The organism is Pseudonocardia nantongensis (genome assembly GCF_046546495.1).
Taxonomy (GTDB): domain Bacteria; phylum Actinomycetota; class Actinomycetes; order Mycobacteriales; family Pseudonocardiaceae; genus Pseudonocardia; species Pseudonocardia nantongensis.
The window spans coordinates 125705-148820 of the sequence record NZ_JBKGXT010000017.1; the positions used below are offsets into that span (position 1 = coordinate 125705).

Consider the following 23116-nt stretch of genomic DNA (forward strand, 5'->3'; position numbering starts at 1 on the left):
CGCCTCCGGGGCACCGAGGGGGTCGGCCCGGGTAGCGTGCCCGCCGTGGTGGCGGACCCCGACGAGGCGGGAACCGGCGGGCTCGCCGGGCGTGCCGACGAGCTGGCGGCGGTCCGGTCGCTGCTCGCCGGACCCGGCCCCGGGACCGTCCTGCTGACCGGGCCGGCCGGGATCGGGACGACGGCGTTGGCCGACGCCGTCGCCGCCGGGCACGACGGCCCGGTACACCGTGCCCGCGGGGCGTCCTGGGAGGCGGGCCGGGCCGGCGGCGTGCTCGCCCAGCTCACCGGCTCCACACCTGCCCGGTGGGACGGCGGACCCGGCGGGTCGGAGCCGGTGGCGTCCGCCGCCGCGGTCGACGCCGCCGATCCGTTCGCCGCGGCCGGCCGGCTCGCCGCGGCCTGCCCACCCGGCACCCGCACCCTGCACGTGGTCGACGACGCGCACGAGGCCGACCCGTGGTCGTTGCAGGTCCTGTCCACCCTGGTCCGGCACCACCCGGACACCCCGGTCGCGGTCCTGCTGGTCGGCCGTCCGGCGGCGGCGACGCCGGAGGTCGCGGACCTCCTGCGCCGGGCAGGCGCCGAGGTCGCCGTGCGCCCGCTGAACGCCCGCGCCGCCGGGACGATCGCCGCCACCCGGGGCGTCCCGCTCGGTGCGACCGCCGCCGACCGGCTGGCCCGGCACACGGCGGGGCGTCCCCGGCACGTGATCGCCGTGCTGGACGCGCTGCCCGCCGACGCCTGGTCCGACCCGCACGTCCGGCTCCCGGCGCCACCCGAGATCGCCACCGCGGTCCGCGCGGCCAGGGCCGGGCTGTCCGGGCCGGCCCTGGCGCTGCTCGACATCGTCGCCGTCCTGGACCGGCCCGGGGAGCCGGACGAGATCGCCGCCGTCACCGGGGCCGCCCCGCGGGACGTGCTCGGCGGGCTCGCGGAGGCCGCGCGCGCCGGGCTGATCGCCCCGGCCGGCAGCCGCTGGGGCCCCGCGGCCGCACCGGCCGACCCGATGGTGCGGGCGGCCGTGCTCGACGAGCTCGGGCCGGACGTCGTCGCGGACCTGCGGGCCAGGGCCGGGGCGGTCGTCGAGGACCCGACGCGGCGGCTCACCCTGCTGGCCGGGGCGGCCTCCGGCCGGGACGCCGCGCTGGCCACCGAACTCGACGACCGGGCCGCCGTCGAGGCCCGGGAGGGGGCCTGGAGCACGGTCGCCGGCCTGCTCACCGAGTCGTCCCGGCTGACCCCGGACCGGCGGTTGCGCGAGGAACGGCTGGTCCGGGCGGTCGACGCGCTGGTGGGGTCGGGGGAGTGCCGCACGGCCGAGGCGATGATCCCGGTCGTGGAGGCGACCCGGGACACGCCGCTGCGCGGCGCCGTCCTCGGCTACCTGGCCGTGCTGCTCGGCCGGTCGGGGGAGGCGGCCGGACGGCTGAGCCGGGCCTGGGAGCTGGCCGGCGGCCCGGACGGCACGGCCGCGCGGGACCCGGCGGGGGCCGCGGTCGTCGCGCATCGCCGGGTGCTGCACGCGCTGGCCCGGGGCCGCGGCGACGAGCTCGTCACCTGGGCCGACCGGGCGATCGCGATCGCCGAGCCGGACGCCCCGGCCGCGGTGGAGTCGGCCGCGATCCGGGGGCTCGGCCTGGCCGCGCGCGGCCGCGCGGCGGAGGGTCGGCAGGCGTACGAGGCGGTGGCCGACCAGGTCCACCGCGGTGCCCAGGTGCAGCGGATCGCGATGGGGCGCGGGTGGCTCTCGCTGGTGCAGGACGAGCTGGGTGCGGCCCGCGCCGACCTGGAGAGCGCGGTCCCGACCACCGAGCTCGGCGGGTCGTCCCGGATCTCGCTGTGGGCGCTGGGTTGGCTGGCCCGGACCCGGTTCCTGGCCGGGGACTGGGACGGTGCGCTGCAGGCCGTCGAGCAGGGCCGTGAGCTCGCCGCCCGCACCGGGATCGCGCTGCTGGTGCCGCTGGTGGAGTGGACGGCGGCGCAGGTGCACGCGTTGCGCGACGAGCGGGCGCCTGCCGAGCGTGCGGCCCGCGACGCGGAGGCGGTCGCCTCGGACTACGAGGTCGTGCGGGTGCCGGGACTGCTCGCGCGGGCGCACCTGGCCGAGGCCCGCACCGACTACCCGGCCGTGCTGCGCGCACTGGAACCGTTGGCGACCGCCGGCGGCACGGTGGACGAGCCCGGCTGGTGGCCGTGGACCGACGTGTACGCGAACGCGCTGGTCATGGTCGGCGATCCGGACGCGGCGGACGCGTTCCTGCGCCCGCACGAGGAGCGCGCCGCGCAGCGCGGGCACCGTTCGACCCTGGCCCGGCTCGGCTACGCCCGCGGCCGGGTGCTCGGGAGCCTCGGCGACCACGCCGGCGCGTGGGCCGCGTTCGACAGCGCGCTGGCCCGGATCGACCGGCTGCCGCACCGCTACGACCGGGCCCGGGTGCGGTTCGCCTACGGCCAGACGCTGCGCCGGGCCGGCAAGCGCCGGGACGCCGACGGCATGATCACCGAGGCCCGCGAGCTGTTCGACGGTCTCGGGGCGGTGGCGTACGTGCGTCGCTGCGACCGGGAGCTGAAGGCGGGCGGGGTGCACGCGGGAGGGCGCCCGGAGCGGGCCGCGACCGAGCTGACCCCGCAGGAGCGGGCGGTGGCCGAGCTGGTGGTCCGCGGCGTCACGAACCGGGAGGCGGCGGCCGAGCTGCAGGTGTCGGTGAAGACCGTCCAGTACCACCTGACCCGGATCTATGCCAAGGTCGGTGTCCGGTCCCGGGCGGAGCTCGCGGGCCGGCTCAGCTCGTCGGGCGGCTGACGACCCGGCGACCGGCGCGATCGTGCCGCCGGTGGTGGTGCACGACCAGCGGACGCACGGACAGCGCGGCCGCGGCGAGCAGCAGGGTGACGGCTGGCGGGGCGACGTGCACCGAGGCGATGACGGCCGCCGCGAGCAGCACCATCAGCAGCATCGCGAGGTGGACCGATCGCGCCCGGGCGGGCGCGGCGTGCGGAGCGGCTCGGAACACCTCGCCCACCTCCTGAACCGACGGAACCCGAACCCCGGTGTTCGGTGCGGCTAACTCTACGCCTCGCCGCGCCGTACACCAAGGGGCGGGTCCTGCCGGGTCAGCGGGTGTCGAGCGCGCGGAACGACTCGACCAGCCGGCCGTGCGGGAACCCGGCCGCCTTGGCCTGGGAGCCGGCCCACCGGCCGATCATGTCCTCCAGGTCGGTCATGTGTGCGGTCTGGCTCTCGTGCGCGCGCAGCGCGGCGATCTTCCGGTCGAAGGTGCCGGTGATGTCGACGTGCCGGGCCGAGTCCGGTGCCTCGTCCGCGCCGCCGGTGATCCACACCTCCGGGACGGTGTGCGCAGGCAGGTCCAGCAGCTCGGGGTGCGCCCACGGGTTGCGGGCGTCCGGGTAGACCGCGCACAGCGCGGCCTCGCCGGCCGCGGTGTGGTCCGGGTGGCTGCCGTACATGCTGGCCAGGTTCCGGGTCGGCGGCGGGACCACTACCCGGTCCGGCCGGACCTCCCGGACGACCCGGGTCAGGTCCCGGCGCAGCTCCAGGGTCACCGTCAGCCGCCCGTCCGGGTAGCCGAGGAAGGCCAGGTCGGTGACCCCGGCCGCGGCCGCCGCCTTGCGCTGCTCGGCCTGCCGGATGCCGGCGATGGACGAGCGGGGCACCTCCGGGTCGAACCCGCCGGCGTCGCCGTCGGTCACCAGGCAGTAGGTGACCGCGACGCCGGCGTCGGTCCACACGGCCACGGTGCCGCTGCACGAGAAGTCGATGTCGTCCGGGTGCGCGGCGATCACCAGCGCCCGCTCGATGCTGGTGTGCTCGCCGCTGTCGGTCGCGGTACGGGATTCCACGGTCACGCCCACCATCCGACCACCGCCGCCGGCGGCGGGCGAACCGGGGGGACCGCGGGCCTCAGCCGCCGAGCCGCTCGCCCTCCTGCTGCACCCGGTCCTCGAACGCGGTCTGGCACTGCGTCATCGCGGCCTGGTCGCCGCCCGAACGCTGCACGCAGTCGATGAACTCGCCACCTCCGACCGCGGTGAACACGCTCGTGAAGAACACGACCACGAGCGCGGTCAGCACGATCCCGAGCACCCCGAGGACGAGCCCGGAGATCGCGACGCCCTTGTTCGTCGCGACACCCCTGGCCGCCCGGGTGATCCCGATGATGCCGAGCGCGATCGCGACCAGGCCGAACACGCCGCCGATCAGGAAGATCCCGGTCAGCAGCGCGAGCACGCCGAACACCAGCGCCGCGATGCCGATGCCGTTGCGCGGCGCGGGGGCCGGCGGACCGCCGTACCCGCCGCCGTAGCCGCCCGCGGTCGGTGCCGGCCGCTCCGGGAAGCCCCCGTAGGGCTGCTGCCCGTACGGCGCTCCGTAGGGCTGCCCGTACTGCTGGGTGGGCTGCTCGGGATGACCCTGCGGGTGCTGCGGGTCGTGGCCCGGGTAGGGCGGTGGGCTGCTCACGGGCGGTCCTTCCTCCGACGGCCGCCGGCACGTCCCCGCCCGGCCGACGTCACTGCTGCGCTCGGATGCTGTCGTCGGGGCCGATGATTCCCCGGTCCCGCGCGGCGGTCCAGGCGCAACGCCCGGCCGGGCCCGCCCGGAGCACGGTCGGGCCATGACGTGACACGGTCCGGGCCGGGGTCCAGGCTGTACCGGGTGAGCGTGCACCCGACCCACCCCGTCCCCGCCCTCGACGACGCGCTGGCCGAGCGCGCCGTCGAGCGCGTGCGCCGCTGGACCGTGCGCACCGACGCCACCGCCTCGCCGTCCGGCGGGGACCCGACCACGCGCCTCGCCGCCCTGATGCACGACCCCGCGGGGGTCGACTTCACGCTGCGGTTCGTCGACCGGGTGGCCCGCCCGGCCGACGACCGGGTCGCGGCGCGCGAGCTGGCCCGGCTGGCCGGGCGGGGGGCCGACCTGCCGGCGTTCGTCGGCGGGCTCGACCGGGCGTTGCTCGCGACCGGCGCCCGGCTCGCGACGCGGCTCCCGCACGTGGTCGTCCCGGCCGCGCGGGCGCGGCTGCGCGCGCTGGTCGGGCACCTGATCCTGGACGCGGGCGGCCGGTCGCTGGACCGCCGGATCGCGGCCGCGGAACGCGACGGGTTCCGGCTGAACCTGAACCTGCTCGGCGAGGCGGTGCTCGGCGAGGACGAGGCCGACCGGCGGCTGCGGCGCACCGTCGCGCTGCTGCGCCGCCCGCGTGTGGACCACGTGTCGGTGAAGGCGTCGTCGGTGGCCGCCCAGCTCGTCCCGTGGAACCTCGAGGGCAGCCGGGACCGGCTCGTACAGCGGCTGGCGCCGCTGTACGGGACGGCCCGCGAGCACGGCGTGTTCGTCAACCTCGACATGGAGGAGTACAAGGACCTCGGCCTGACGGTCGCGCTGTTCACCACGCTGCTGTCCCGGCCGGAGCTGCGTGACCTGCCCGCCGGGATCGTGCTGCAGGCCTACCTGCCCGACTCGGTGGCCGCGCTCGACGAGCTCGGTGAGTTCGCCGCGCACCGGGCGGCGGCCGGCGGCGCGCCGATCAAGGTGCGGCTGGTGAAGGGCGCCAACCTGGCGATGGAGCAGGTCGAGGCCGAGCTGCACGACTGGCCGCAGGCGCCCTACCCGAGCAAGGCCGAGGTGGACGCCAACTACGTCCGGCTGCTGGACCGTGCGATCGGCGGGCACCGGGTCCCGGGCGGCGCGGCGGTGCGGGGGTCGCACCCGCTGCGCCTCGGCGTGGCCAGCCACCACCTGCACCACGTGGCGCTCGCGCTCGAGCTGGCGGCGGCCCGCGGGGCGCAGGCCCCGCTGGACCTGGAGATGCTGCAGGGGATGGCGCCGGCCTACGCCCGGACGGTGGCCGCCGAGCTGCCGGCCGACGGGCCCGGCTCGCAACTGGTGCTCTACACCCCGGTGGTGCACCGAGGCGACTTCGACGCCGCGGTGTCCTACCTGGTCCGGCGGCTGGAGGAGAACGCGTCGCCGGAGAACTACCTGTACGCGCTGTTCTCGCCGGACGCCGGGCCGGCGTCCTACGTGCACCGGTTCCGGGACTCGGTGCGGGACCGGGACGCCGTCGCCGACACGCCGCGGCGCACCCAGGACCGCACCGCCGAGGCACCGCCGGACCGGCCGGGCCCGCTCCCCGGCGACCCGGTCCCGCCCGGGTTCGGCAACGAGCCGGACACCGACCCGGCGCTGTCGGCGAACCGGGCGTGGGCCCGGCACGCCGCGACCGCGGCGGCCGCGCGCGCCGTCGTGCCGGTGGTCACCGACCCGTCCGAGGTGGACGCCGCGGTGGCGCGCGCGGCCGCGTCCGGCTGGCGGGACGTCCCGGCCGCCGAGCGCGCGACCGTGCTGCGCCGGGCGGCCCGCGGCCTCGCCGCCGCCCGGGGCCTGCTGCTCGCGACCATGATCGGAGAGGGCGGCAAGACCGTCGCCGAGGCCGACCCGGAGATCTCCGAGGCGATCGACTTCGCCGCCTACTACGCCGAGCGCGCCGCGGACTCCGGCGACGCCCGCTTCACCCCGGACCGGGTCGTGGTGGTGACCCCGCCGTGGAACTTCCCGATCGCCATCCCGCTCGGCGGCTGCCTGGCCGGGCTAGCCGCCGGCGCCTCGGTGCTGCTCAAGCCCGCGCCGCAGGTGCGGGCGTGCGCCGAGGTCGGCGTCGCCGCGCTGCACCGGGCCGGCGTCCCGGCCGACGCGCTGGCGCTCCTGCCCACCGACGAGGCCGACGCCGGACGGCGGCTGGTCACCCACCCCGGGGTGGACCGGGTGGTGCTCACCGGGTCGTCGGAGACCGCGCGGCTGTTCCGGACCTGGCGCCCGGAGCTGAACCTGATCGCCGAGACCAGCGGCAAGAACGCGCTGGTCATCACCGCGGCCGCGGATCCGGACCTGGCGGTCGCGGACCTGGTGCGCTCGGCGTTCGGGCACGCCGGGCAGAAGTGCTCGGCGGCGTCGCTCGGGATCCTGGTCGGGTCCGCGGCGACCGGCTCGGCGACCGGACGGCGGCTGCGCCGTCAGCTCGTCGACGCCGTCGCCACGCTGCGGGTCGGCCCCGGCTCCGACCTGTCGACGACGATGGGCCCGCTGGTCGACGAGCCGTCCGGCAAGCTGGTGCGGGCGCTGACCACCCTGGAGCCGGGGGAGCGGTGGCTGGTGCGGCCGCGCCGGCTCGGCGAGCGGCTGTGGAGCCCCGGGGTGCGGACCGGCGTCCGGCCGGGGACCTGGTTCCACCGCACGGAGTGCTTCGGCCCGGTGCTCGGCCTGATGGCGGCGCGCGACCTGGACGAGGCGATCGCCTGGCAGAACGGCACCGGCTACGGCCTCACCGGCGGGATCCACTCGCTGGACGAGGAGGAGATCGAGCACTGGTGCTCCCGCGTCGAGGTCGGCAACGCCTACGTCAACCGGCACATCACCGGGGCGATCGTGCAGCGGCAGTCGTTCGGGGGCTGGAAGGGGTCCGTGCTCGGTCCCGGTGCGAAGCCGGGCGGGCCGAACTACGTGGCGCAGTTCGGCACCTGGCACGACTCCCTCGGCTCCCCGGCCGGTGCCTCCGCCGGCTCCCCGGCCGGTTCCGAGCCGGGCCCGGCCGCCGGGCGGGTGCTGGCGGCGGCCGCAGACCTGCCCGCCGCCGAGCGGGACCGGCTGGCCCGCGCCGCCGCGTCGGACGCCGCCGCATGGCGGGACGAGTTCGGCGTCGAGCACGACCCGACCGGGCTGGCCGCGGAGTCGAACGTGTTCCGCTACCGGCCGCTGCCCGAGCTGACCCTGTGGGCCGGTGCCGGCGCGTCCCGGGCGGACGTGCTGCGGGTCCTGCTGGCCGCCGCGGCCGCCGGGGTGCCGGTGCGGGCGCACGGCCCGGGGCTCGGCGACGGCGGGCTGCCCGGCGCGACCCGGGCCGGGGACCCGCCCGATCCGGCGTCCGGCGACCGCATCCGGGCCCTGGGCGCGGTGCCCGGCACGCTGCGGGCCGCGGCCATCGAGGTGGGCGCCACCGTCCTGGACGCGCCGGTGCTCACCGACGGCCGGCGGGAGCTGTCGACCGTGCTGCGCGAGCAGGCGATCAGCCGCACCCGGCACCGCTTCGGCCACCTGGAACCCCGCTGACCCCCGCCCCACCCACCGCGTTGTGGAGCCACCATGCTCCTCTCGGCCCGCACCCCGGCGCGTTGTGGAGCCATGGTGCGGGCGCGGTCGGGTTACGGTCGGGACATGGTGCTGCGGGCGCGTGATGTCATGACCGAACGCGTCGTCACGGTGTGGGCGGACGCCCCACTGTCCCGGGCACAGGACCGGATGGCGGACTTCCGGTACTCGGCACTGCCGGTGGTGGACCGGCGGTTCGCGCTGGTCGGGATCGTCAGCCTGGTCGACATCCTGCGGCACCGCGAGACGCCGGAGGCCACCGTCTCCGACGCGATGACCGAGGACGTGCTGGCGTTCAAGCCGCACACCAACGTCGCGATCATCGCGCACCGGATGCGGGCCTACGGCGAGCTGCGGCTGGTGCCCATCGTGGACCGCGGCGTGCTGGTCGGCGTCGTCACCCGCAGCGACCTGCTCCGGCGCCGGCACGAGGGCGGGGCTCTGCGCCGGGCCGCGCGCAGGATCGGCGGCACCGGGCTGTCCGGGCCGCTGCCCGAGGCGATGGTCCCGCGCGGCGCCGGTCGGGTCGGTCGACGCCCCTTGAGCTCGCTCACCGTCACCGACGTGATGACCGACGGCGGGCTGGTCGCGGTCCCGCCCGACACCCCGCTCGACGAGGTCGCCGAGACCCTGCTGTCCTACCGTTTCACCGCCGTTCCGGTGATCGACGAGGCGGAGCGGCTGCTGGGCCTGGTCTCCGAGGCGGACCTGATGAGCGGATCCCTCGAGGGCGGGCGCCGGACGCGGGCGCGCACCGTGTCCGACGTGATGACCCGCGACGTGGAGATCGTCGGCCCGGGCGACCCGCTCACCCACGCCGAGGCGTTGCTGTCCGGGCGCGGGTTCCGGGTCGTCCCGGTCGTCGACGACGACGGCGTGCTGGTCGGCGTGCTCAGCCGCAGCGACCTGCTGTGAGCGCGGCCGGTCAGCCGGCCGGTGCCGGGGCCGGTGCCGCCGGGGCCCGCACGTCGTCGCACTCCTGCGCGGCCTGGGCCGTGAGCAGCGAGAACGCGGCCGGGTCCTGCAGGGCCTGCTGCGGCAGGGCCGTCAGGTCCAGGTAGCGCTGCACGCACGCGAGCTGCGCCAGCTCGTCGGCCGGGTTCGGCTCGGTCGTCGCCGGTGGCGCGACCGGCGGGACGGGCGGGGGCGGCTGGGCGGCGGCCGAACCGGCCGCCCCGGCCCCGAGGACCAGGACGAGGGCGGCGACGACGGCGACTCGCGTGACGATCTGCACGGCGGTCCTGCTTCCTGCGCCGGTCGGCGCGTTCGGGTCGGATGCCGTGCGCGGGCGACGGCCGCCGCCCGGCTCCGGCGCGCAGGGTGCCGGTGCGAGGAAGTCTGGCCGGGATGTCGCTGTCGGGCCCGGGGAGCAACCGGGACGGATGACACACGGACGTGCCCCGGGCACCACGGCCCGGCTCCGGCGTCGCCCCGGACGTCAGGTGCGGCGCAGCCAGGCTCCGTGTGGATCGGCCCAGGCGACCTGGCGGCCGTCGTGCGTGATCAGGAACGCGGAGCCGGTGTCGGGGGGCGGCGCAGGTGGCGGGTCCGCGACCGCGACCACACCCGGCGCCTCGTAACCGATCCACGTCACGTCCGGGCCCGCGACCTGCTCGGCGAAGCGTGCCCGGTCGGCGGCCGGCAGGTAGGCCAGCACCGCGCTGTGGAACACGACCATGGTCGCGTCCGCGGGTGCCCCGGCGACGAGCCGGGGCAGGTCCGTGCGCAGGTCGCCGCGCACAACCGGCGGCGGGTCGACGGTCGCGAGCTCCAGCGCGGAGCGCAGCCGGCGCAGCCGTGTGGTCTGGCCGGGCCACACCAGGGTCTCCAGCCAGCGCACGGCGTCCGGGTCGGTGACGTCGACCGGGTCGAGGTCGAGCCCGACGCGCCAGACGATGGCCGGGAGGTGCGCCGGTGGTGTGCCGGGCCCGCGCAGCTCGCAGTCCAGGCGCACCCGGCTGTCTGCCGGCCCGAGCCGCGCGCCGGTCCCGTAGTCGTAGTGGTAGCGGTCGAGCAGCAGGCACAGTCCGGCGCTCGCGCCGATCTCGATCAGCGCCAGCGGCCGGCGAAGCTCGGCCAGCACCGGCAGCAGGGCCGCGCACCGGCCCACCTCGTTGGTCTGGGTGGATCGCGCCAGTGCCACCGAGCGCACCTGCGCCCACCGCTCGATCAGCGTGGCGCGCAACCCCGGGTAGCCGGTCGGGGTGCCGTACAGGAACCGGGCCGCGGCCAGTACGAGGTTCGGTTGCCGCTTGCCGGGTGGCAACGTGTCGATCAACGCGAGAACCTCGTCGTCGTCGGCGATCCCCGCGGCGAGCTCCTCATAGAGGGGTGACTTGCCGCGGGCCTCGCGCTCGGCGAACCGGCGATAGTTCTCCGCCGTCGTGCGCCCCGCCTCGGCACCGATCACGCCCGCAGTCTCCGCGCATCGGCGTCCCACGACCACTCCCGGCCGCCGGACAGCTCGGACGGGGTCACCCGGTCATCGGCGGACGTGCGCGATCATCGCTACCCGTCCTCGGCGCCGTCGACCGTGACGACCGGACCGTGACCTCAGACCGCCAGCGCGATCCCGCGCCCGGCCTGCCGGCCGGAGAACAGGCAGCCGCCGAGGAACGTCCCCTCCAACGAGCGGTAACCGTGCACCCCGCCACCGCCGAACCCGGCGACCTCCCCGGCCGCCCACAGGCCCGGCACGGGCCTGCCGCCGTCGTCGAGGACCCTGCCGGAGAGGTCGGTCTGCAACCCGCCCAGGGTCTTGCGGGTGAGCACGTGCAGTCGCACCGCGATCAGCGGTCCGGCGGCCGGATCGAGCAGCCGGTGCGGCGGCGCGGTGCGGGCCAGCTTCTCGCCGAGCGTGCGCCGGGCGTTGTGGATCGCCATGACCTGCAGGTCCTTGCCGAAGGGGTGGTCGAGCTGGCGGTCCCGCGCGACGACCTGGCGGCGGATGGCCTCGGCGTCGAGCTCGGGGATGCCGCCGGTCAACCGGTTCATCCCGGCGACCAGCTCGTCCAGGGTGTCGGCGACGACGAAGTCCGCGCCGCGCTCCTTGAACGCCTCCACCGGCGCCGGCGCGCCGGGCCGGACCCGGCCGAGGGTGGCGCGCAGGTCCTTGTCCGTGACGTCCGGGTTCTGCTCGGACCCGGACAGCGCGAACTCCTTCTCGATGATCTTCTGGGTGAGCAGGAACCAGGAGTGCTCGTGCCCGCTGCGGCGCAGCGCGGCCAGTGTCCCGAGCGTGTCGAAGCCCGGGAAGTTCGGCGCCTCCAGCCGGCGTCCGGTCGCGTCCAGCCACAACGACGACGGCCCCGGGATGATCCGGATGCCGTGACCCGGCCAGATCGGCGCGAAGTTCTCGACGCCCTCGGTGTAGTGCCACATCCGGTCCCGGTTCACGATCCGCCCGCCGGCCGACTCGGTGATCCCGAGCATCCGGCCGTCCACGTGGGCGGGCACCCCGGTCACCATGTGCTCCGGCGGCGTCCCGAGCCGGGACGGCCAGTTCGCCCGGACCAGGTCGTGGTCGGCGCCGATCCCGCCGGAGGTCACCAGCACCGCACCCGCGCGGACCGTGAACCCGCCCGTGACGTCGCGGTTCGTCGGCGCACCCCGCGGTGCGTCGTCGGGCGCGAGCACGCTGCCGTGCACGCCGTCGACCGCGCCGTCGGTCACGGACAGACCGTCCACCCGGTGCCGGAACCGCAGCCTCACCCGCCCGGCGTCGGCGTGCGCCCGGACCCGCCGCACGAACGGCTCCAGCACCCCGGGCCCGGTGCCCCAGGTCAGGTGGAAGCGGGGCACCGAGTTGCCGTGCCCGTCGGCGAGGTGCCCGCCCCGCTCGGCCCAGCCGACCACCGGCAGCCAGCGCACCCCCTGCTCGTGCAGCCATGCCCGCTTCTCCCCGGCCGCGAAGTGCACGTACGCGGTCGCCCACTGGCGGGCCCAGAAGTCCTCGCCGGCCGGGTCGTCCACGCCGCGGTCGAAGGCCGCCGAGCCGAGCCAGTCGCCCAGCGCCAGGTCCAGCGAGTCCTTGATCCCGGTCCGCCGCTGCTCGGGGGTGTCGACCAGGAACAACCCGCCCAGCGACCAGTGCGCCTGCCCGCCGAGGTTCTGCGCGGGCTCCTGGTCGAGCACGAGCACCGAGCGCCCGGCGTCGGCGAGCTCCGCGGCGGCGACCAGCCCGGCCAGCCCCGCTCCGACCACGACGACATCGGCGTCCATGGCCGGAGATCATGCCGGAGCGTCCCTACCGACCGGTAGGCCCCGGCCCGAACCCGCCGCACCCCGATGCCCTCCGCGGCACCCGTTGCGGCGGGTGCGGGCGCATCCCACAGGGTGCGGCAGCGCCACACAGGGTGCGCGACGGCCTGGTGGTCGGCACGTCCGGGGTGGACTACGAGACCATGGTCCCCGACGATGTCGTGCTGGTCGGATCCGCGGCGACGTCGTCGACGGCGACCGGGAGCCGACCAGCGAGCCGGCCCTGCACCTGGCCGCGCACGCCCGGCCGAGCACCGGCGCGGTCGTGCACACGCACTCGAGCGCCGCGGTGGCGCTGTCGCTGCTGCGCGCCGACGTCCCGCCGGTGCACTACCAGATCGCGATGTTCGGCGGCCGGTCACGGTCGCCGATGACGCCCCGTTCGGCAGCGACGAGCTGGTCGCCGACGCGTTGGCCGCGCTCGGCGAGCGCACCGCTGTCGTCCTCGCCCACCACGGCACGCTCGTGCTGGGGGAGAGCCTCGGCTCCGCCTACGACGGCGCGCGCCGGCTGGAGTGGCTCTGCGACGGCTCGTTGCGGCCCGCACGGCCGGCGAACCGGCGACGCTCACGCCGGAGCAGCTCGCCGAGGCGGGGCGGCGGTTCGCGGCGCAGCAGCAGCGGACCAGGCGCGGTCCTCGGTGACCACCGCGGTGACCAGCTGGTGCGGCGTCACGTCGAAGGCCGGGTTGTAGACCGGCGTGCCCGGCAGCGTCACCAGCGTCCCGCCGGGCTCGCGGACCTCGTCGGCCCCGCGCTCCTCGATCTCGATGTCCGCGCCGGTCGGCGTGTGCGGGTCGATCGTCTCCTCGGGCGCCACCACGACGAACGGGATCCCGGACCGGGCTGCGGCGCAGGCCAGCATGTAGGTGCCGATCTTGTTGGCGACGTCGCCGTTCGCGGCGATCCGGTCGGCCCCGGTGAACACCGCGTCCACCCGCCCACCGGCGATCGCGGCCGGTCCGGTGGGGTGGCGGTGCCGTGCCGGTGGGCGGACAGCGCCACCCCGTAGGCGCCGGTGAAGCCCAGGCTCGGTGCCCCGCGCCCGCCGGGGCACCGAGCCGATCCGGTCAGCGACCGGGTGGGGCGAGCCGGTAGACCGCGCCGGCGTCGTCGTCGGTGATGTAGACGGCCCCGTCCGGGCCGGCGACGGCGGCGACCGGACGTCCCCAGCGGGCCCCCGTCGGGTCCTGGAACCCGCCGACCAGGGTCTGCTGCGGGCCCAGAGCGCCGTTCTCGTACGGGAAGAACGACACCTCCGGCCCCACGGGCGGGTCGGCGTTCCACGAGCCGTGCACCCCGGCCAGCGCGCCGCTCGCGTACGGCGCGGGGAGCGCACCCTCGGTGAAGGCCAGGCCCAGCGGCGCCGAGTGTGCGGGGAACGCCTGCTCCACCGGCGCCAACGACGCGCAGTCCATCTCGCGCCCGCCCGGGTTCAGCTCGGCGTCGGCGACCATCGGGAGATCGGAGAACCGCTGAGGGCTGCCCCGCTCGCCAGGATTCACATCCGGCTCGGGGTTGCAGTACGGCCAGCCCAGCTCCCGACCGGGAGTCAGCTTCGCCAGCTGTTCGGCCGGGTGGTTCGTCACGTACTCGTCGATGACCTGACCGAACGACGAGCCGGACGCGTCCCCGTAGGGCCGGTCGTAGGGGTAGGGGACGTTGTCCCGGCCGTTCACCGCGGTCCACACCGCACCGTCCGGGGCGACGGCCAGACCGGTCCCGTTCCGCACCCCGGTCGCGTACGGCTCGGCCGGCCCGCCGCCCGGCGGGACCCGCAGGATCGACGCCCGCGGCGGCGTCGCGGCGCGGTCGGCGACCGAGATGTTGCCGGTGGAGCCGATCGAGACGTAGACCGCGCCGTCCGGGCCGACCGCTACCGACTTCAGCTCGTGGCCGTAGGCGCCGCGCAGGTCCGGGCTGCGCGAGTCCGGGAGCCCGTCGACGACGACCCGCGGGGTGCTCACCCGCCCGTCGGCGTAGTCGTAGGCCAGCACCCGGTTGCTCTCGGCGACGTAGAGCGCGTCGCCGGCGAAGGTCAGCCCGTGCGGCTGGGACAGTCCCTCGACCAGCGGGGCCTGCTGCCGGCCGTCGGGCGAGACCCGGTAGACCCGGCCGTCGTCGGGCACCGAGACCAGCAGCGCCCCGTCCGGCGCCCAGGCCGCCATCCGGGCGTTCGGGATCCGGGCGAACACCGACAGCGTCCAGCCCCGCGGGACCAGCGCCTCGCGCGGCCGGTCCAGCGGGGCCGCGTTCATCCCGGGCGGCACGGTGAGCGGGGCCGGGGCCAGCGCGTCCGAGGGGGCCGCCGCGACCGGGGCCTCGGCCCGGGAGAACGTGTTGCTCACCGGGTTCGGGCCCATGCCGCAGCCGGCGAGCAGAGGCACCGTGGCGGCGGCGGCGAGCAACCGGGCAATCCTCATGATCGTGACAGTACCCGTGAGTGGTTATCGCGGTCAGGGCCGCGACAACCACTCACGGGTGAGCGCAGCGAACCCCTCAGCCTGCTCGATCTGCGGCATGTGGCCGGTGCGGCCGAACACGTGCGTGCGGACGTGCGGCAGCGCGCGGGCGGCCGTGCGCAGCTGCCCGGCCGGCAGGATCAGGTCCCGCTCGCCCCACACGACCAGCGTCGGCGCCGGGTTGCCGCTCGCCTCGGCCAGCAGCGCCCGGCGCCACCCGGGACGGAGCCCGCGCACGGTGCCGAGCTCGGTGGCGACCTCGAGGAAGGTCTGTGCGAACTCCGGCCGCCGTCCGATGTCGACGGACCGCTGCACTCGCTCGTCGGTGACCAGCGAGTGGTCCACGAACAGCGACCGCTCGGCGTTGCGGGCGGCCCTGGCGTCGAGCCGCCCGAGCAGCCATCGACCGAGCAGCGGGACGCCGAGGACCCGCAGCGCCGGGCTCACCTCGGTCCCGAAGCCCGCCGGGTCGGCCAGTACCAGCGAGGCCACCCGTGCCGGTGCCCGCACGCTCGCCAGCAGCGCGACCGCGCCGCCGAGCGAGTTGCCCATGACGTGCGCGGGCCGGGTCTCGCCGAGCGCGTCCAGGGTGCCCAGCGCGGTGTCCGCCAGCGCCTGCAGTGTCGCCGTACCGGGCACCCGGTCCGAGTAGCCGAAGCCTGCGAGATCGGCCGCGATCACCCGGTACGCGTCGGACAGCAGCGGGTGCTGCGCGTCCCAGTCCTCCAGCGAGCGGCCGATGCCGTGCAGCAGCAGTGCCGGCGGGTGCGCCAGGTCCCCGGACTCGCGGACCCGGATCCGGGTGCCGCCGACGTCGACGAACCGGGTCGGCGCGAGCGCGCTCCCGGCCTCGACGGCCGTCGCGGTCACCGGGCGCCCTCCGGCGTGCCGCGGCGGGCCTTCCCGGAGGCGCCGAGCAGCTTCGAGAACAGCGTGAAACCGTTCGCCGGGGCGATCCGGGACACGATGTCCGGGATCACCGCGCTGGCACCGATCAGCAGCCGCGGTCTGCGGCGTTCGATCGCGTCCACGATGAGCCCGGCGGCCTTGTCGGCGGGGAAGGTCAGCAGCTTCTGGAAGTCCTTCTTGCCGGCTGCGGCCTCGTCGTCGGGGATGTTCACCCCGACCCGGGCCGCGGCCGCGATCCCGGTCCGGATGCCACCCGGGTGCACGGTGGTCACCGTGGCGCCGAGCTGCGCGAGCTCGGCTCGCAGCACCTCGGAGAACCCGCGCAGCGCGAACTTCGACGCGCAGTACGCCGACTGGTTCGGCGGGGTGATCAGTCCGAACAGGCTGGACACGTTGACCACGTGCGCGCCCGGGCGCGCGGTGAGCGCGGGCAGCAGGGCGTGCGTGAGCCGGACCGGGGCGCGGAAGTTCACGTCCATCACCCAGTCGAACTCGTCCAGCGTGAGCCGGGCGAAGTCCCCGGCCAGCGCGACGCCGGCGTTGTTGACCAGCAGCCGCAGCTCCGGGTGCCCGGCCACGATCCGGGCGCCGAGGGCGTCGACGGCGTCCGGGTCGGCGAGGTCGACGGTCTCGGTGGTGACCGACAGGCCCGGGTGCCGGTCCCGGACCCCGGCGGCGACGGCGTCGAGCTTGGGGCCGTCCCGGTCGACCAGGACGAGGTCGCTGCCGCGCTCGGCGAGCAGCCGGGCGACGTGCTCGCCCATGCCACCGGCGGCGCCGGTGAGGACGGCGGTGCCCTCGGCGAAACGGAACGGTGAGCGGCTCACGAGGCCACCTCCTGCTTCTGCGGGGCCCGGGTGTGATCGACGGCGATCCCGGCCGCCGATGGCGGGGTGACGGTGGCGGACCGGGCACCGAGCGCCGAGGCCGGGGTGAGCAGCATGTCCTTCTTCAGGTCCGCGCGGCCCAGGCCGACCGCGTCCAGGAAGAAGTTCTGCCGCAGCCGCCACGGGTCGGTGCGGCCCTGCCGCGGGAACAGGTGCTCGGAGCGCTTGACGTAGCCCGACGACAGGTCCAGCAGCGGGCGATCCGGCGAGACCGAGGGCGCCGGCGTCGCGATCGCGATCCGCTCGCGGTCCATCAGTCCCAGCAGCCGGGGAACGTAGCGGGCGACCAGGTCGGCGCGCAGCGTCCAGGACGCGTTCACGTAGCCGATGCAGAACGCCAGGTTCGGGACGCCGGAGAGCATCAGCCCGCGGTAGGTGACGGTCTTGCCGAGGTCGACCTGCTCGCCGTCGACGTGGATGGTCATGCCGCCGAGCGGCTTGAGCGACAGCCCGGTCGCCGAGACGATCACGTCCGCCTCCAGCTCCTCGCCGGAGCGCAGCCGGATTCCCTTCTCGGTGATCCGGTCGATGTGGTCGGTGACCACGGACGCGGTGCCCTTGTTGATCGCGGTGAACAGGTCGCCCTCGGGAATCACGCACAGCCGCTGGTCCCACGGCTCGTAGGACGGCGTGAAGTGCCGGTCCACGTAGGACTCGTCCTTGAGGAACTTCAGCGCGAGCCCGCGCAGCAGCTTCTTCACGCGCTCCGGGCGGCGCCGGGCGAGCTGGTAGAAGGCCTGGGTCAGCGTCACGTACTGGTAGCGCAGCAGGGTGTGCGCGAGCTTCGCGGGCAGGTACCGGCGCAGCCGGTCGGCGACCGGGTCGCTGCTGGGCAGCACGGTCAGGTAGGACGGCGAGCGCTGCAGCATCGTCACGTGCTCGGCGGTGCCGGCCAGGGACGGGATCAGCGTCACCGCGGTCGCCCCGGACCCGATGACGACGACCTTCTTGTCCTCGTAGGACAGGTCCTCGGGCCAGAACTGCGGGTGCACCCAGGTGCCGGCGAAGTCCTCGCGGCCGGGGAACTCCGGCTGGTAGCCGGCGTCGTAGTCGTAGTAGCCCGAGCACATGAACAGGAACGAGCAGGTCCAGCGTTTCGGGCCGGCCGCGGTCTCGGTGTGCACCGTCCAGCGGGCCGTCGCGGAGTCCCATTCCGCGCCGACGACCTTCGTGCCGAAGCTGATGTGGTCGCGCACGCCGTACTCGTCGGCGGCCTCGGCGATGTAGCGGCGGATGTCGGCGCCGTCGGCGATCGCCCTGCGCTCCCGCCACGGCTTGAACGGGTAGGCCAGGGTGAACATGTCCGAGTCGGACCGGATGCCGGGGTAGCGGAACAGGTCCCAGGTCCCGCCGAGGTTCTCCCGGGCCTCCAGCAGGGCGTAGTCCTTGCCTGGCAGCTCCTGCTGCAACCGGCAGGCGGCGCCGACGCCGGACAGCCCGGCACCGACGATCAGGACGTCCCGGTGTTCGGTGGCCGGGGGAGCGGCCTCCGGGGTGGACTGCGTCGCCGTCATGCGGCCTCCTCGTGTCTGCTCACTCGCGATCCTCGCTCGGCACCGAGTCTGCCCGAAACCTACTCCCGGTAACTTGACTCTGCACGACAACTACTTAACCTCACACGACATGGGGACGGGATCGCTCACCCGCGCGGCGGCGCTGCGCGGGCTGCCGCAGCTGGTGGACGAGCTCGGTGGCGACGGCGCGGGGCTGCTCGCCCGGTTCCGGGTCCCGGTCGAGGCCGTGGACGGGACCGGCGGCGACGGCGATGGGCCAGGCACCGGCGACGGCAACGGCCCGGACGCGCTGGTGCCGACCCGCTCGGTGGCCCGGGTCCTGGAGACCGCCGCGACCGAGCTCGGCTGCCCGGACCTGGGACTGCGGCTGGCACAGCGGCAGGGCCCGGAGATCCTCGGCCCGCTGGCGGTGGCGGTGGCGAACTCCCCGACGCTGGGCGACGCACTGGACTGCGCCGCGCGTTACCTCTACGTGCACAGCCCGGCGCTGCACCTCGCCCCGGTCCCGGATCCGGAGGGCGTCGCCGGGGTGACGGCGCTGGAGTACGGCAGCGTGGATCCGCTGCCGCCCCAGGTCGCCGACCTCGGCGTCGGGGTGGTGCACCGGATCGTGCTGCTGCTCGGCGGCGGCCCGTACGGGCTGCGGTCGGTGCACCTACCGCATCCGGACCTGGCCGGCGCGGCCCGGTACCGGGAGTTCTTCGACGCCGAGGTCCGCTTCGACCGGCGGGCTGCGGTGCTGCGCGTGCCCTCCGACCTGGTGCGACGCCCGCTGGCCGGCGGCGACGAGACGGTCCGGGCGATCGCCGTCGACTACCTGGAGACGCACTTCGACCGGCCGGACCGGTCGGTGACCGAGCGGGTCCGGATGGCGGTGGACCGCTCGCTGGGCACCGGGCCGGTCCGGATCTCCTCGGCGGCCCGGCTGCTGCGGATGCACCCCCGGACCCTGCAACGCCATCTTGCGACCGAGCACACGACGTTCGAGCAGGTGGTCGACGACGCCCGGCGGGACTCCGCCGAACGCCTGATCACCCGGACCGACCTTCCCTTCACCCAGGTCGCGGCGATGCTCGGGCTGGCCGAGCAGTCGGCGCTGAGCCGGGCGTCGCGGCGCTGGTTCGGCGCCCCGCCGCGCGAGGTCCGGCGCTCCGCAGGCGTCGCCCTCTGAACTCGCCGCTCGCGCGGTCTCCCGTGTGTGTGGCACACCCCGTGTCCGGATCGGCCGCACGGGACACGTCGTGCGCCGCTCGGTCGGGGTGGCGCGTTGCAGGATCGGGACCGCGGTCAGCGGGTGCGCATCACATAGCGGCGCTCGGCGTAGGCCAGGTCGTCGCGCCACAGCCGGGTCGCGGCCGCGGCCATCGCGGGCCGGATCGCCGGGGCCAGCCGGGACGCGACCGCGAAGCCGGGCCGCTCCGACCCGGCGACGACCGCCTCGATCACCGAGGTGCGCGGGCGACCGTCGGAGCCGGGCCCGCGCGGCGTCGCGTGCGTCTCGACGACCGACCCGACCCCCTCGCCGTCCACGATCCGCATCACCACGGTGCGCGGCTCCGGGCAGACGAACTCGGCCCGCACCGGCACCCCCAGACCGGGCCCGACCTTGAACGTGACGGTGACCAGGAACCGGTCGTCGGCCTCGGTCACGTCGGTGACCGCGGGCGCGTCGTCCACCCGGAGCCGCTGGAACGAGTAGGGGTGGAACCAGGCGCCGTGCCACGGGTCGAGCCGGTTGGCGACGATGTCCTCCGGCTCGCAGGTTCCGGTGAGCGTGGTGACCGCGTCCAGCGTGGCGCCCCCGGGCCGGGCCGGGACGACCGGGGCGTCGGTGGGGTCCTCGTCGCCGAGCTCGTCGAGCCGCACCCAGACCAGGACGCCGTCGTCGTGCGCGGGGTGCAGGGCCCAGCCGGGACCGGAACGGGCGCCGAGCCGCAGCCCGTGCCACCGGCAGACCAGCTCCCCGCAGTCGAGGGCGGCCAGCGCCAGTGGCGCGCCGAGGTGCGGGCAGGCGCCGGGCCCGACCCGCACGGTGCCGGTGGTGTCCCGCCAGGCGACCAGCTCGGCCCCGCCGACGGTCGTCCCGAACGGCCGGTCCGCCCGGACCTCCCTGCTCGCGGCGAGCACGAACCAGTTGCCGGACGCCCGTGAGCGGGCCCGTTCCAGCGCGGCCCGGATCAGCTTCGGGTCGGCGTCGGCGTAGGTCGGCTCCTGGCGTGCCCACGTCGAGGGCGGCAGCGGCTGCAGCGGCCACCGCGACGGCCAGCGATCGGTGATCCGGGACAGCGGGATCCGGGGGAGCAGGGTCATGGTCGTTCCTTCAGGGTCGTCGCGAGCGCATCGCGTGCTCGGCGGCGCGGCGGAGCGGGCCGAACCGGCCGCCGGTCGGGACGGTCTGCAACGGGTGCCCGGCCAGCCCCCAGCCGGCGAGCAGCCGGTTCGCGGCCTGCCAGCCGGTGCTCGCGGCGCGTTCCATCAGCGCGACCGGCAGGTCGATCCGGATCCCGTCGCCGGCCAGCACCAGACCGTCGACCGGGGTGTCGACGGTGGGCCGGCGCGCGAAGTCACCGACGCCGAACAGCGGGCAGTCGGCGCGCCACTGCACCAGCTCGCCGACCACCCGGGCGTCCGCGGTCTCCGGGTAGAGCGCGTGCAGCCGCTCCCGGCAGCGCTTGCGCAGCTCGGCGGTCCAGGCGTCCTCGTCGGTGCCGGGCGGCACCGCGGCCGCGTAGGCGTGCAGCTCGACGACCGATCCGCCGGTCCGCGACGCCCAGGATGCGGCGGCGTGCTCGTAGCGGTCGAGCACCGAGATGTTGTCCAGCGGGTCCAGCCCGCCGGTGCCCAGGAACGGCGGGCGGTCGGGGCGGACCGGCGCGTCCAGCCAGAGCCGCTGCACCAGGAACGGCGGCGCGCTGCGCAGGGCGGCGACGTCGTCGCGCCAGCGGTCCAGGGCGTCCGGGGTCGCGACGGTCCGGTCGGCCGCGTGTGGCGCAGGCGGAACGCGCATCGGCGCCGAGCCGAGCTCCGAGGCGGCGACGATGTCCCGCAGCCCCGGGACGTCGGTCGCCAGCACGACCGCGTCCACCTCGGTGTCGGCGGTATCGCCGTGCACCCGGAAGCGCCCGGTCCCGGTGTCGAGCTGCACCGAGGAGACGGTGACCCCGGTCCGGAAGGCCACCCCGCGGGTGGTCAGATAGTGCCGCAGCGGTTCCCACAGCGCGTCGGCGAACGAGCCGTCCGGGACGTCGAACATCAGGCCCTCGGAGGACCCGAGGAAGTAGATGTGGAACATCGTCGCCAGCTCCGCCGCCGACATCGTCGACGGCGGGGCGAAGAAGCTGCGGGAGAACACCTCGAACGCCAGGTGCCGGGCGGCGGGCGGGAAGTCGATGGCCTCCAGGAACGACTCCGCGTCGATCCCGTCGAGCGTCTCGTAGATCCCCGGCACCGACACCGCGGCCAGCGGCGCCGCGGCGCGCGGGTCGAGCTTCAGCAGGTCCCCGGGCCGGAAGGTCGGGCTGCGTAGTGCGAACAGCACCGCGTTCCACGGCGGGGTGCGGGGCAGGCCCCGGAAGCTGTCCCGCCGTCCCTCGGCGTCGACCAGCGGGTAGTCGTCGAGCGCCACCAGGCGTTCCAGGCCGGGATCGCCGCGCCGGAGCAGCTCGCGCAGGTTGTAGTACTGCCGGAAGAACGCGTGGAACCCGCGGCCCATCGAGACCGGCGTGCCATCGGGCAGCGACTCGGTCCAGCTGCCGACCCGCCCACCCAGGTAGGGCTCCCGTTCCAGCACCTCGACGGCGACGCCGCGCTCGGCCAGCCCGGTCGCCGCCGCCAGCCCCGCGATCCCGCCGCCGACGACCGCCGCCCGCGGCCGCCGCCCCAGCATCCCCGCGTCCCCGACCCCACCGGCCGCCGGATGCACCACCCGCCGCGGATCCACCGCCCCCACACCGGCGCGCACGTTCACGCCACCCCCGCATCCCCGCGTCGTGGAGCCATCGTGCGGGTGTGGGGGTGGTTGTGGGAGCGCGGGCGGGTGCCCAGGACGGTGTGGACGACGTCTCGTTGCCAGCCCGTCATGGTCTCGGAGTGCACGGCGTCGAAGCCGGCGGTGCGCAGGCGGTCGCGGAGCCGGGCGATGCCGTCGAAGCTGGTCACGCTCCGCCACAGGTGCCGGTACAGCGCGGTCTCGCCGGTGCTGACCCGGCCCAGCGGGACGATCACGCCCCAGCAGACGGCGTGCCACACCGCGCGGGCCCGTGCGGAGTCGGCGACCGAGTACTCGTGCAGCGCCAGCGTGCCGCCGGGGCGCAGCAGCTCGTGGAAGCCGGCCAGCGCAGCGTCCGGGTCGTCCAGGTTGCGCAGCAGGTAGGCGGCCAGGATCCCGTCGAACGGGCCGTGCACGCCGGCGTCGGCGAGCGCCTCGGCTGGGGAGAGCACGAACCGCACCGACGACGGCCACGGCTTGGACCGGGCCCGCTCCAGCATCCCGGCCGAGGCGTCCACGGCGACGATCTCCGCCCGCGGCGCGGCCGAGAGCAGCGCCGCGGTGGAGGCCCCGGTGCCGCAGCCGGCGTCGAGCAGCCGCAGCCCGGCCCCGTCGTGCGGGAGCCGCATCCGGGCCGCCGAGGCGCGCAGGTGCTCGTGGTAGCCGGGGTTGCGGCCGACCAGCCGGTCGTAGTCGCCGGCGCCGTCGTCGAAGTGGGTGGGCACCTCGGAGCGGGGGAGCCCGGCCCGCCCGACGAGGCCGGTGCGTGCGGGGGCGTGCTCGCCGTTCATGGCCGCGAGCCTAGGTGTCGTGACTCCGGACGTTGTTGACGGCGGCGTGTCAACTTGATCGGGGAGGGCCCCCGAGGCGGGGTGGGTGTGTCTGACGCATCCGCCGCGCACACCGGAGGCCCTCGATGGCGCACCGT

Annotated in this window: 17 protein-coding genes and 2 pseudogenes; 5 read left to right on the forward strand and 14 right to left on the reverse strand. The window is 76.0% G+C overall.

Features of this window, described 5'->3' with window-relative positions:
* The first annotated feature begins 45 nt into the window (after window positions 1-45).
* Window positions 46-2805, forward strand: coding sequence for a helix-turn-helix transcriptional regulator (locus ACLFMI_RS19005; RefSeq protein WP_410949236.1), 2760 nt, complete (start codon window positions 46-48; stop codon window positions 2803-2805).
* On the opposite strand, the gene ACLFMI_RS19010 is transcribed toward ACLFMI_RS19005, so the two are convergent.
* The 3 genes from ACLFMI_RS19010 to ACLFMI_RS19020 form a co-directional block, all read right to left on the reverse strand.
* Window positions 2786-3016: a hypothetical protein gene (locus ACLFMI_RS19010; protein ID WP_410949237.1), complete on the reverse strand. Its 231-nt coding sequence runs from the start codon at window positions 3014-3016 to the stop codon at window positions 2786-2788. The two genes, ACLFMI_RS19005 and ACLFMI_RS19010, sit on opposite strands and share 20 nt — an antisense overlap.
* A gap of 100 nt (window positions 3017-3116) precedes the next feature.
* Complete coding sequence (locus tag ACLFMI_RS19015; protein ID WP_410949238.1) at window positions 3117-3878, reverse strand: PIG-L deacetylase family protein; 762 nt, start codon at window positions 3876-3878, stop codon at window positions 3117-3119.
* 46 nt (window positions 3879-3924) lie between these two features.
* On the reverse strand, window positions 3925-4482 hold the full coding sequence (locus tag ACLFMI_RS19020; protein ID WP_410949239.1) for a DUF4190 domain-containing protein: 558 nt from the start codon (window positions 4480-4482) through the stop codon (window positions 3925-3927).
* Between the two features lie 195 nt (window positions 4483-4677).
* On the opposite strand from ACLFMI_RS19020, the gene ACLFMI_RS19025 reads away from it, so the two are divergent.
* Both ACLFMI_RS19025 and ACLFMI_RS19030 read left to right on the forward strand, forming a co-directional pair.
* A complete protein-coding gene (locus tag ACLFMI_RS19025; protein ID WP_410949240.1) occupies window positions 4678-8130 on the forward strand; it encodes a proline dehydrogenase family protein in 3453 nt (1150 codons plus the stop codon).
* 105 nt (window positions 8131-8235) lie between these two features.
* The gene (locus ACLFMI_RS19030; protein WP_410949241.1) at window positions 8236-9084 is read left to right on the forward strand and encodes a CBS domain-containing protein; all 849 of its coding nucleotides are present in this window, start codon (window positions 8236-8238) and stop codon (window positions 9082-9084) included.
* Window positions 9085-9094: 10 nt separating this feature from the next.
* On the opposite strand, the gene ACLFMI_RS19035 is transcribed toward ACLFMI_RS19030, so the two are convergent.
* From ACLFMI_RS19035 to ACLFMI_RS19045, 3 genes are all read right to left on the reverse strand, one after another.
* Window positions 9095-9403: a hypothetical protein gene (locus tag ACLFMI_RS19035; RefSeq protein ID WP_410949242.1), complete on the reverse strand. Its 309-nt coding sequence runs from the start codon at window positions 9401-9403 to the stop codon at window positions 9095-9097.
* Between the two features lie 204 nt (window positions 9404-9607).
* Window positions 9608-10579 (reverse strand): DUF2332 domain-containing protein, encoded by a 972-nt coding sequence (locus tag ACLFMI_RS19040; protein WP_410949243.1) that lies wholly within the window; start codon window positions 10577-10579, stop codon window positions 9608-9610.
* A 143-nt stretch (window positions 10580-10722) separates the two neighbouring features.
* A complete protein-coding gene (locus tag ACLFMI_RS19045) occupies window positions 10723-12390 on the reverse strand; it encodes an FAD-binding dehydrogenase (RefSeq protein WP_410949244.1) in 1668 nt (555 codons plus the stop codon).
* Between ACLFMI_RS19045 and ACLFMI_RS19050 the strand changes: the two are divergent.
* A pseudogene (locus tag ACLFMI_RS19050) lies at window positions 12389-12897 on the forward strand (class II aldolase/adducin family protein); the annotation flags it as partial. The gene ACLFMI_RS19045 and the pseudogene ACLFMI_RS19050 overlap by 2 nt on opposite strands.
* Before the next feature lie 99 nt (window positions 12898-12996).
* Here ACLFMI_RS19050 and ACLFMI_RS19055 read toward each other — a convergent pair.
* The 5 genes and pseudogenes from ACLFMI_RS19055 to ACLFMI_RS19075 all read right to left on the reverse strand — a co-directional run.
* Window positions 12997-13386, reverse strand: a pseudogene (locus tag ACLFMI_RS19055) (hypothetical protein); the annotation flags it as partial.
* Between the two features lie 112 nt (window positions 13387-13498).
* Window positions 13499-14851 carry a PQQ-dependent sugar dehydrogenase gene (locus ACLFMI_RS19060; RefSeq protein WP_410949245.1) on the reverse strand — a complete coding sequence of 451 codons (1353 nt, stop codon included), beginning with the start codon at window positions 14849-14851 and terminating at the stop codon, window positions 13499-13501.
* 33 nt (window positions 14852-14884) lie between these two features.
* Window positions 14885-15760, reverse strand: coding sequence for an alpha/beta fold hydrolase (locus ACLFMI_RS19065; RefSeq protein ID WP_410949246.1), 876 nt, complete (start codon window positions 15758-15760; stop codon window positions 14885-14887).
* The gene (locus ACLFMI_RS19070) at window positions 15757-16626 is read right to left on the reverse strand and encodes an SDR family NAD(P)-dependent oxidoreductase (protein WP_410949247.1); all 870 of its coding nucleotides are present in this window, start codon (window positions 16624-16626) and stop codon (window positions 15757-15759) included. Before ACLFMI_RS19070 ends, ACLFMI_RS19065 begins: the two co-directional genes overlap by 4 nt.
* A complete protein-coding gene (locus ACLFMI_RS19075; protein ID WP_410949248.1) occupies window positions 16623-18200 on the reverse strand; it encodes a flavin-containing monooxygenase in 1578 nt (525 codons plus the stop codon). The genes ACLFMI_RS19070 and ACLFMI_RS19075 overlap by 4 nt, the downstream gene beginning before the upstream one ends.
* A gap of 109 nt (window positions 18201-18309) precedes the next feature.
* Here ACLFMI_RS19075 and ACLFMI_RS19080 point away from each other — a divergent pair, with 109 nt between their 5' ends.
* A complete protein-coding gene (locus tag ACLFMI_RS19080; protein ID WP_410949249.1) occupies window positions 18310-19371 on the forward strand; it encodes an AraC family transcriptional regulator in 1062 nt (353 codons plus the stop codon).
* A 116-nt stretch (window positions 19372-19487) separates the two neighbouring features.
* Here ACLFMI_RS19080 and ACLFMI_RS19085 read toward each other — a convergent pair whose 3' ends face one another.
* The 3 genes from ACLFMI_RS19085 to ACLFMI_RS19095 form a co-directional block, all read right to left on the reverse strand.
* Entirely contained in the window at window positions 19488-20510 is a 1023-nt protein-coding gene (locus ACLFMI_RS19085; protein WP_410949250.1) for a DUF5914 domain-containing protein, read from the reverse strand.
* Between the two features lie 10 nt (window positions 20511-20520).
* Entirely contained in the window at window positions 20521-22086 is a 1566-nt protein-coding gene (locus tag ACLFMI_RS19090) for an FAD-dependent oxidoreductase (protein ID WP_410949257.1), read from the reverse strand.
* Between the two features lie 77 nt (window positions 22087-22163).
* Window positions 22164-22979, reverse strand: coding sequence for a class I SAM-dependent methyltransferase (locus ACLFMI_RS19095; protein ID WP_410949251.1), 816 nt, complete (start codon window positions 22977-22979; stop codon window positions 22164-22166).
* Window positions 22980-23116 lie beyond the last annotated feature (137 nt).

Coding starts and splice junctions, on each gene's coding strand:
- ACLFMI_RS19080 (WP_410949249.1), top strand. CDS start 18,310: ATGGGGACGGGATCGCTCACCCGCGCGGCGGCGCTGCGCGGGCTGCCG.
- ACLFMI_RS19090 (WP_410949257.1), bottom strand. CDS start 22,086: ATGCTGGGGCGGCGGCCGCGGGCGGCGGTCGTCGGCGGCGGGATCGCG.
- ACLFMI_RS19085 (WP_410949250.1), bottom strand. CDS start 20,510: ATGACCCTGCTCCCCCGGATCCCGCTGTCCCGGATCACCGATCGCTGG.
- ACLFMI_RS19030 (WP_410949241.1), top strand. CDS start 8,236: ATGGTGCTGCGGGCGCGTGATGTCATGACCGAACGCGTCGTCACGGTG.
- ACLFMI_RS19045 (WP_410949244.1), bottom strand. CDS start 12,390: ATGGACGCCGATGTCGTCGTGGTCGGAGCGGGGCTGGCCGGGCTGGTC.
- ACLFMI_RS19095 (WP_410949251.1), bottom strand. CDS start 22,979: ATGAACGGCGAGCACGCCCCCGCACGCACCGGCCTCGTCGGGCGGGCC.
- ACLFMI_RS19015 (WP_410949238.1), bottom strand. CDS start 3,878: ATGGTGGGCGTGACCGTGGAATCCCGTACCGCGACCGACAGCGGCGAG.
- ACLFMI_RS19075 (WP_410949248.1), bottom strand. CDS start 18,200: ATGACGGCGACGCAGTCCACCCCGGAGGCCGCTCCCCCGGCCACCGAA.
- ACLFMI_RS19060 (WP_410949245.1), bottom strand. CDS start 14,851: ATGAGGATTGCCCGGTTGCTCGCCGCCGCCGCCACGGTGCCTCTGCTC.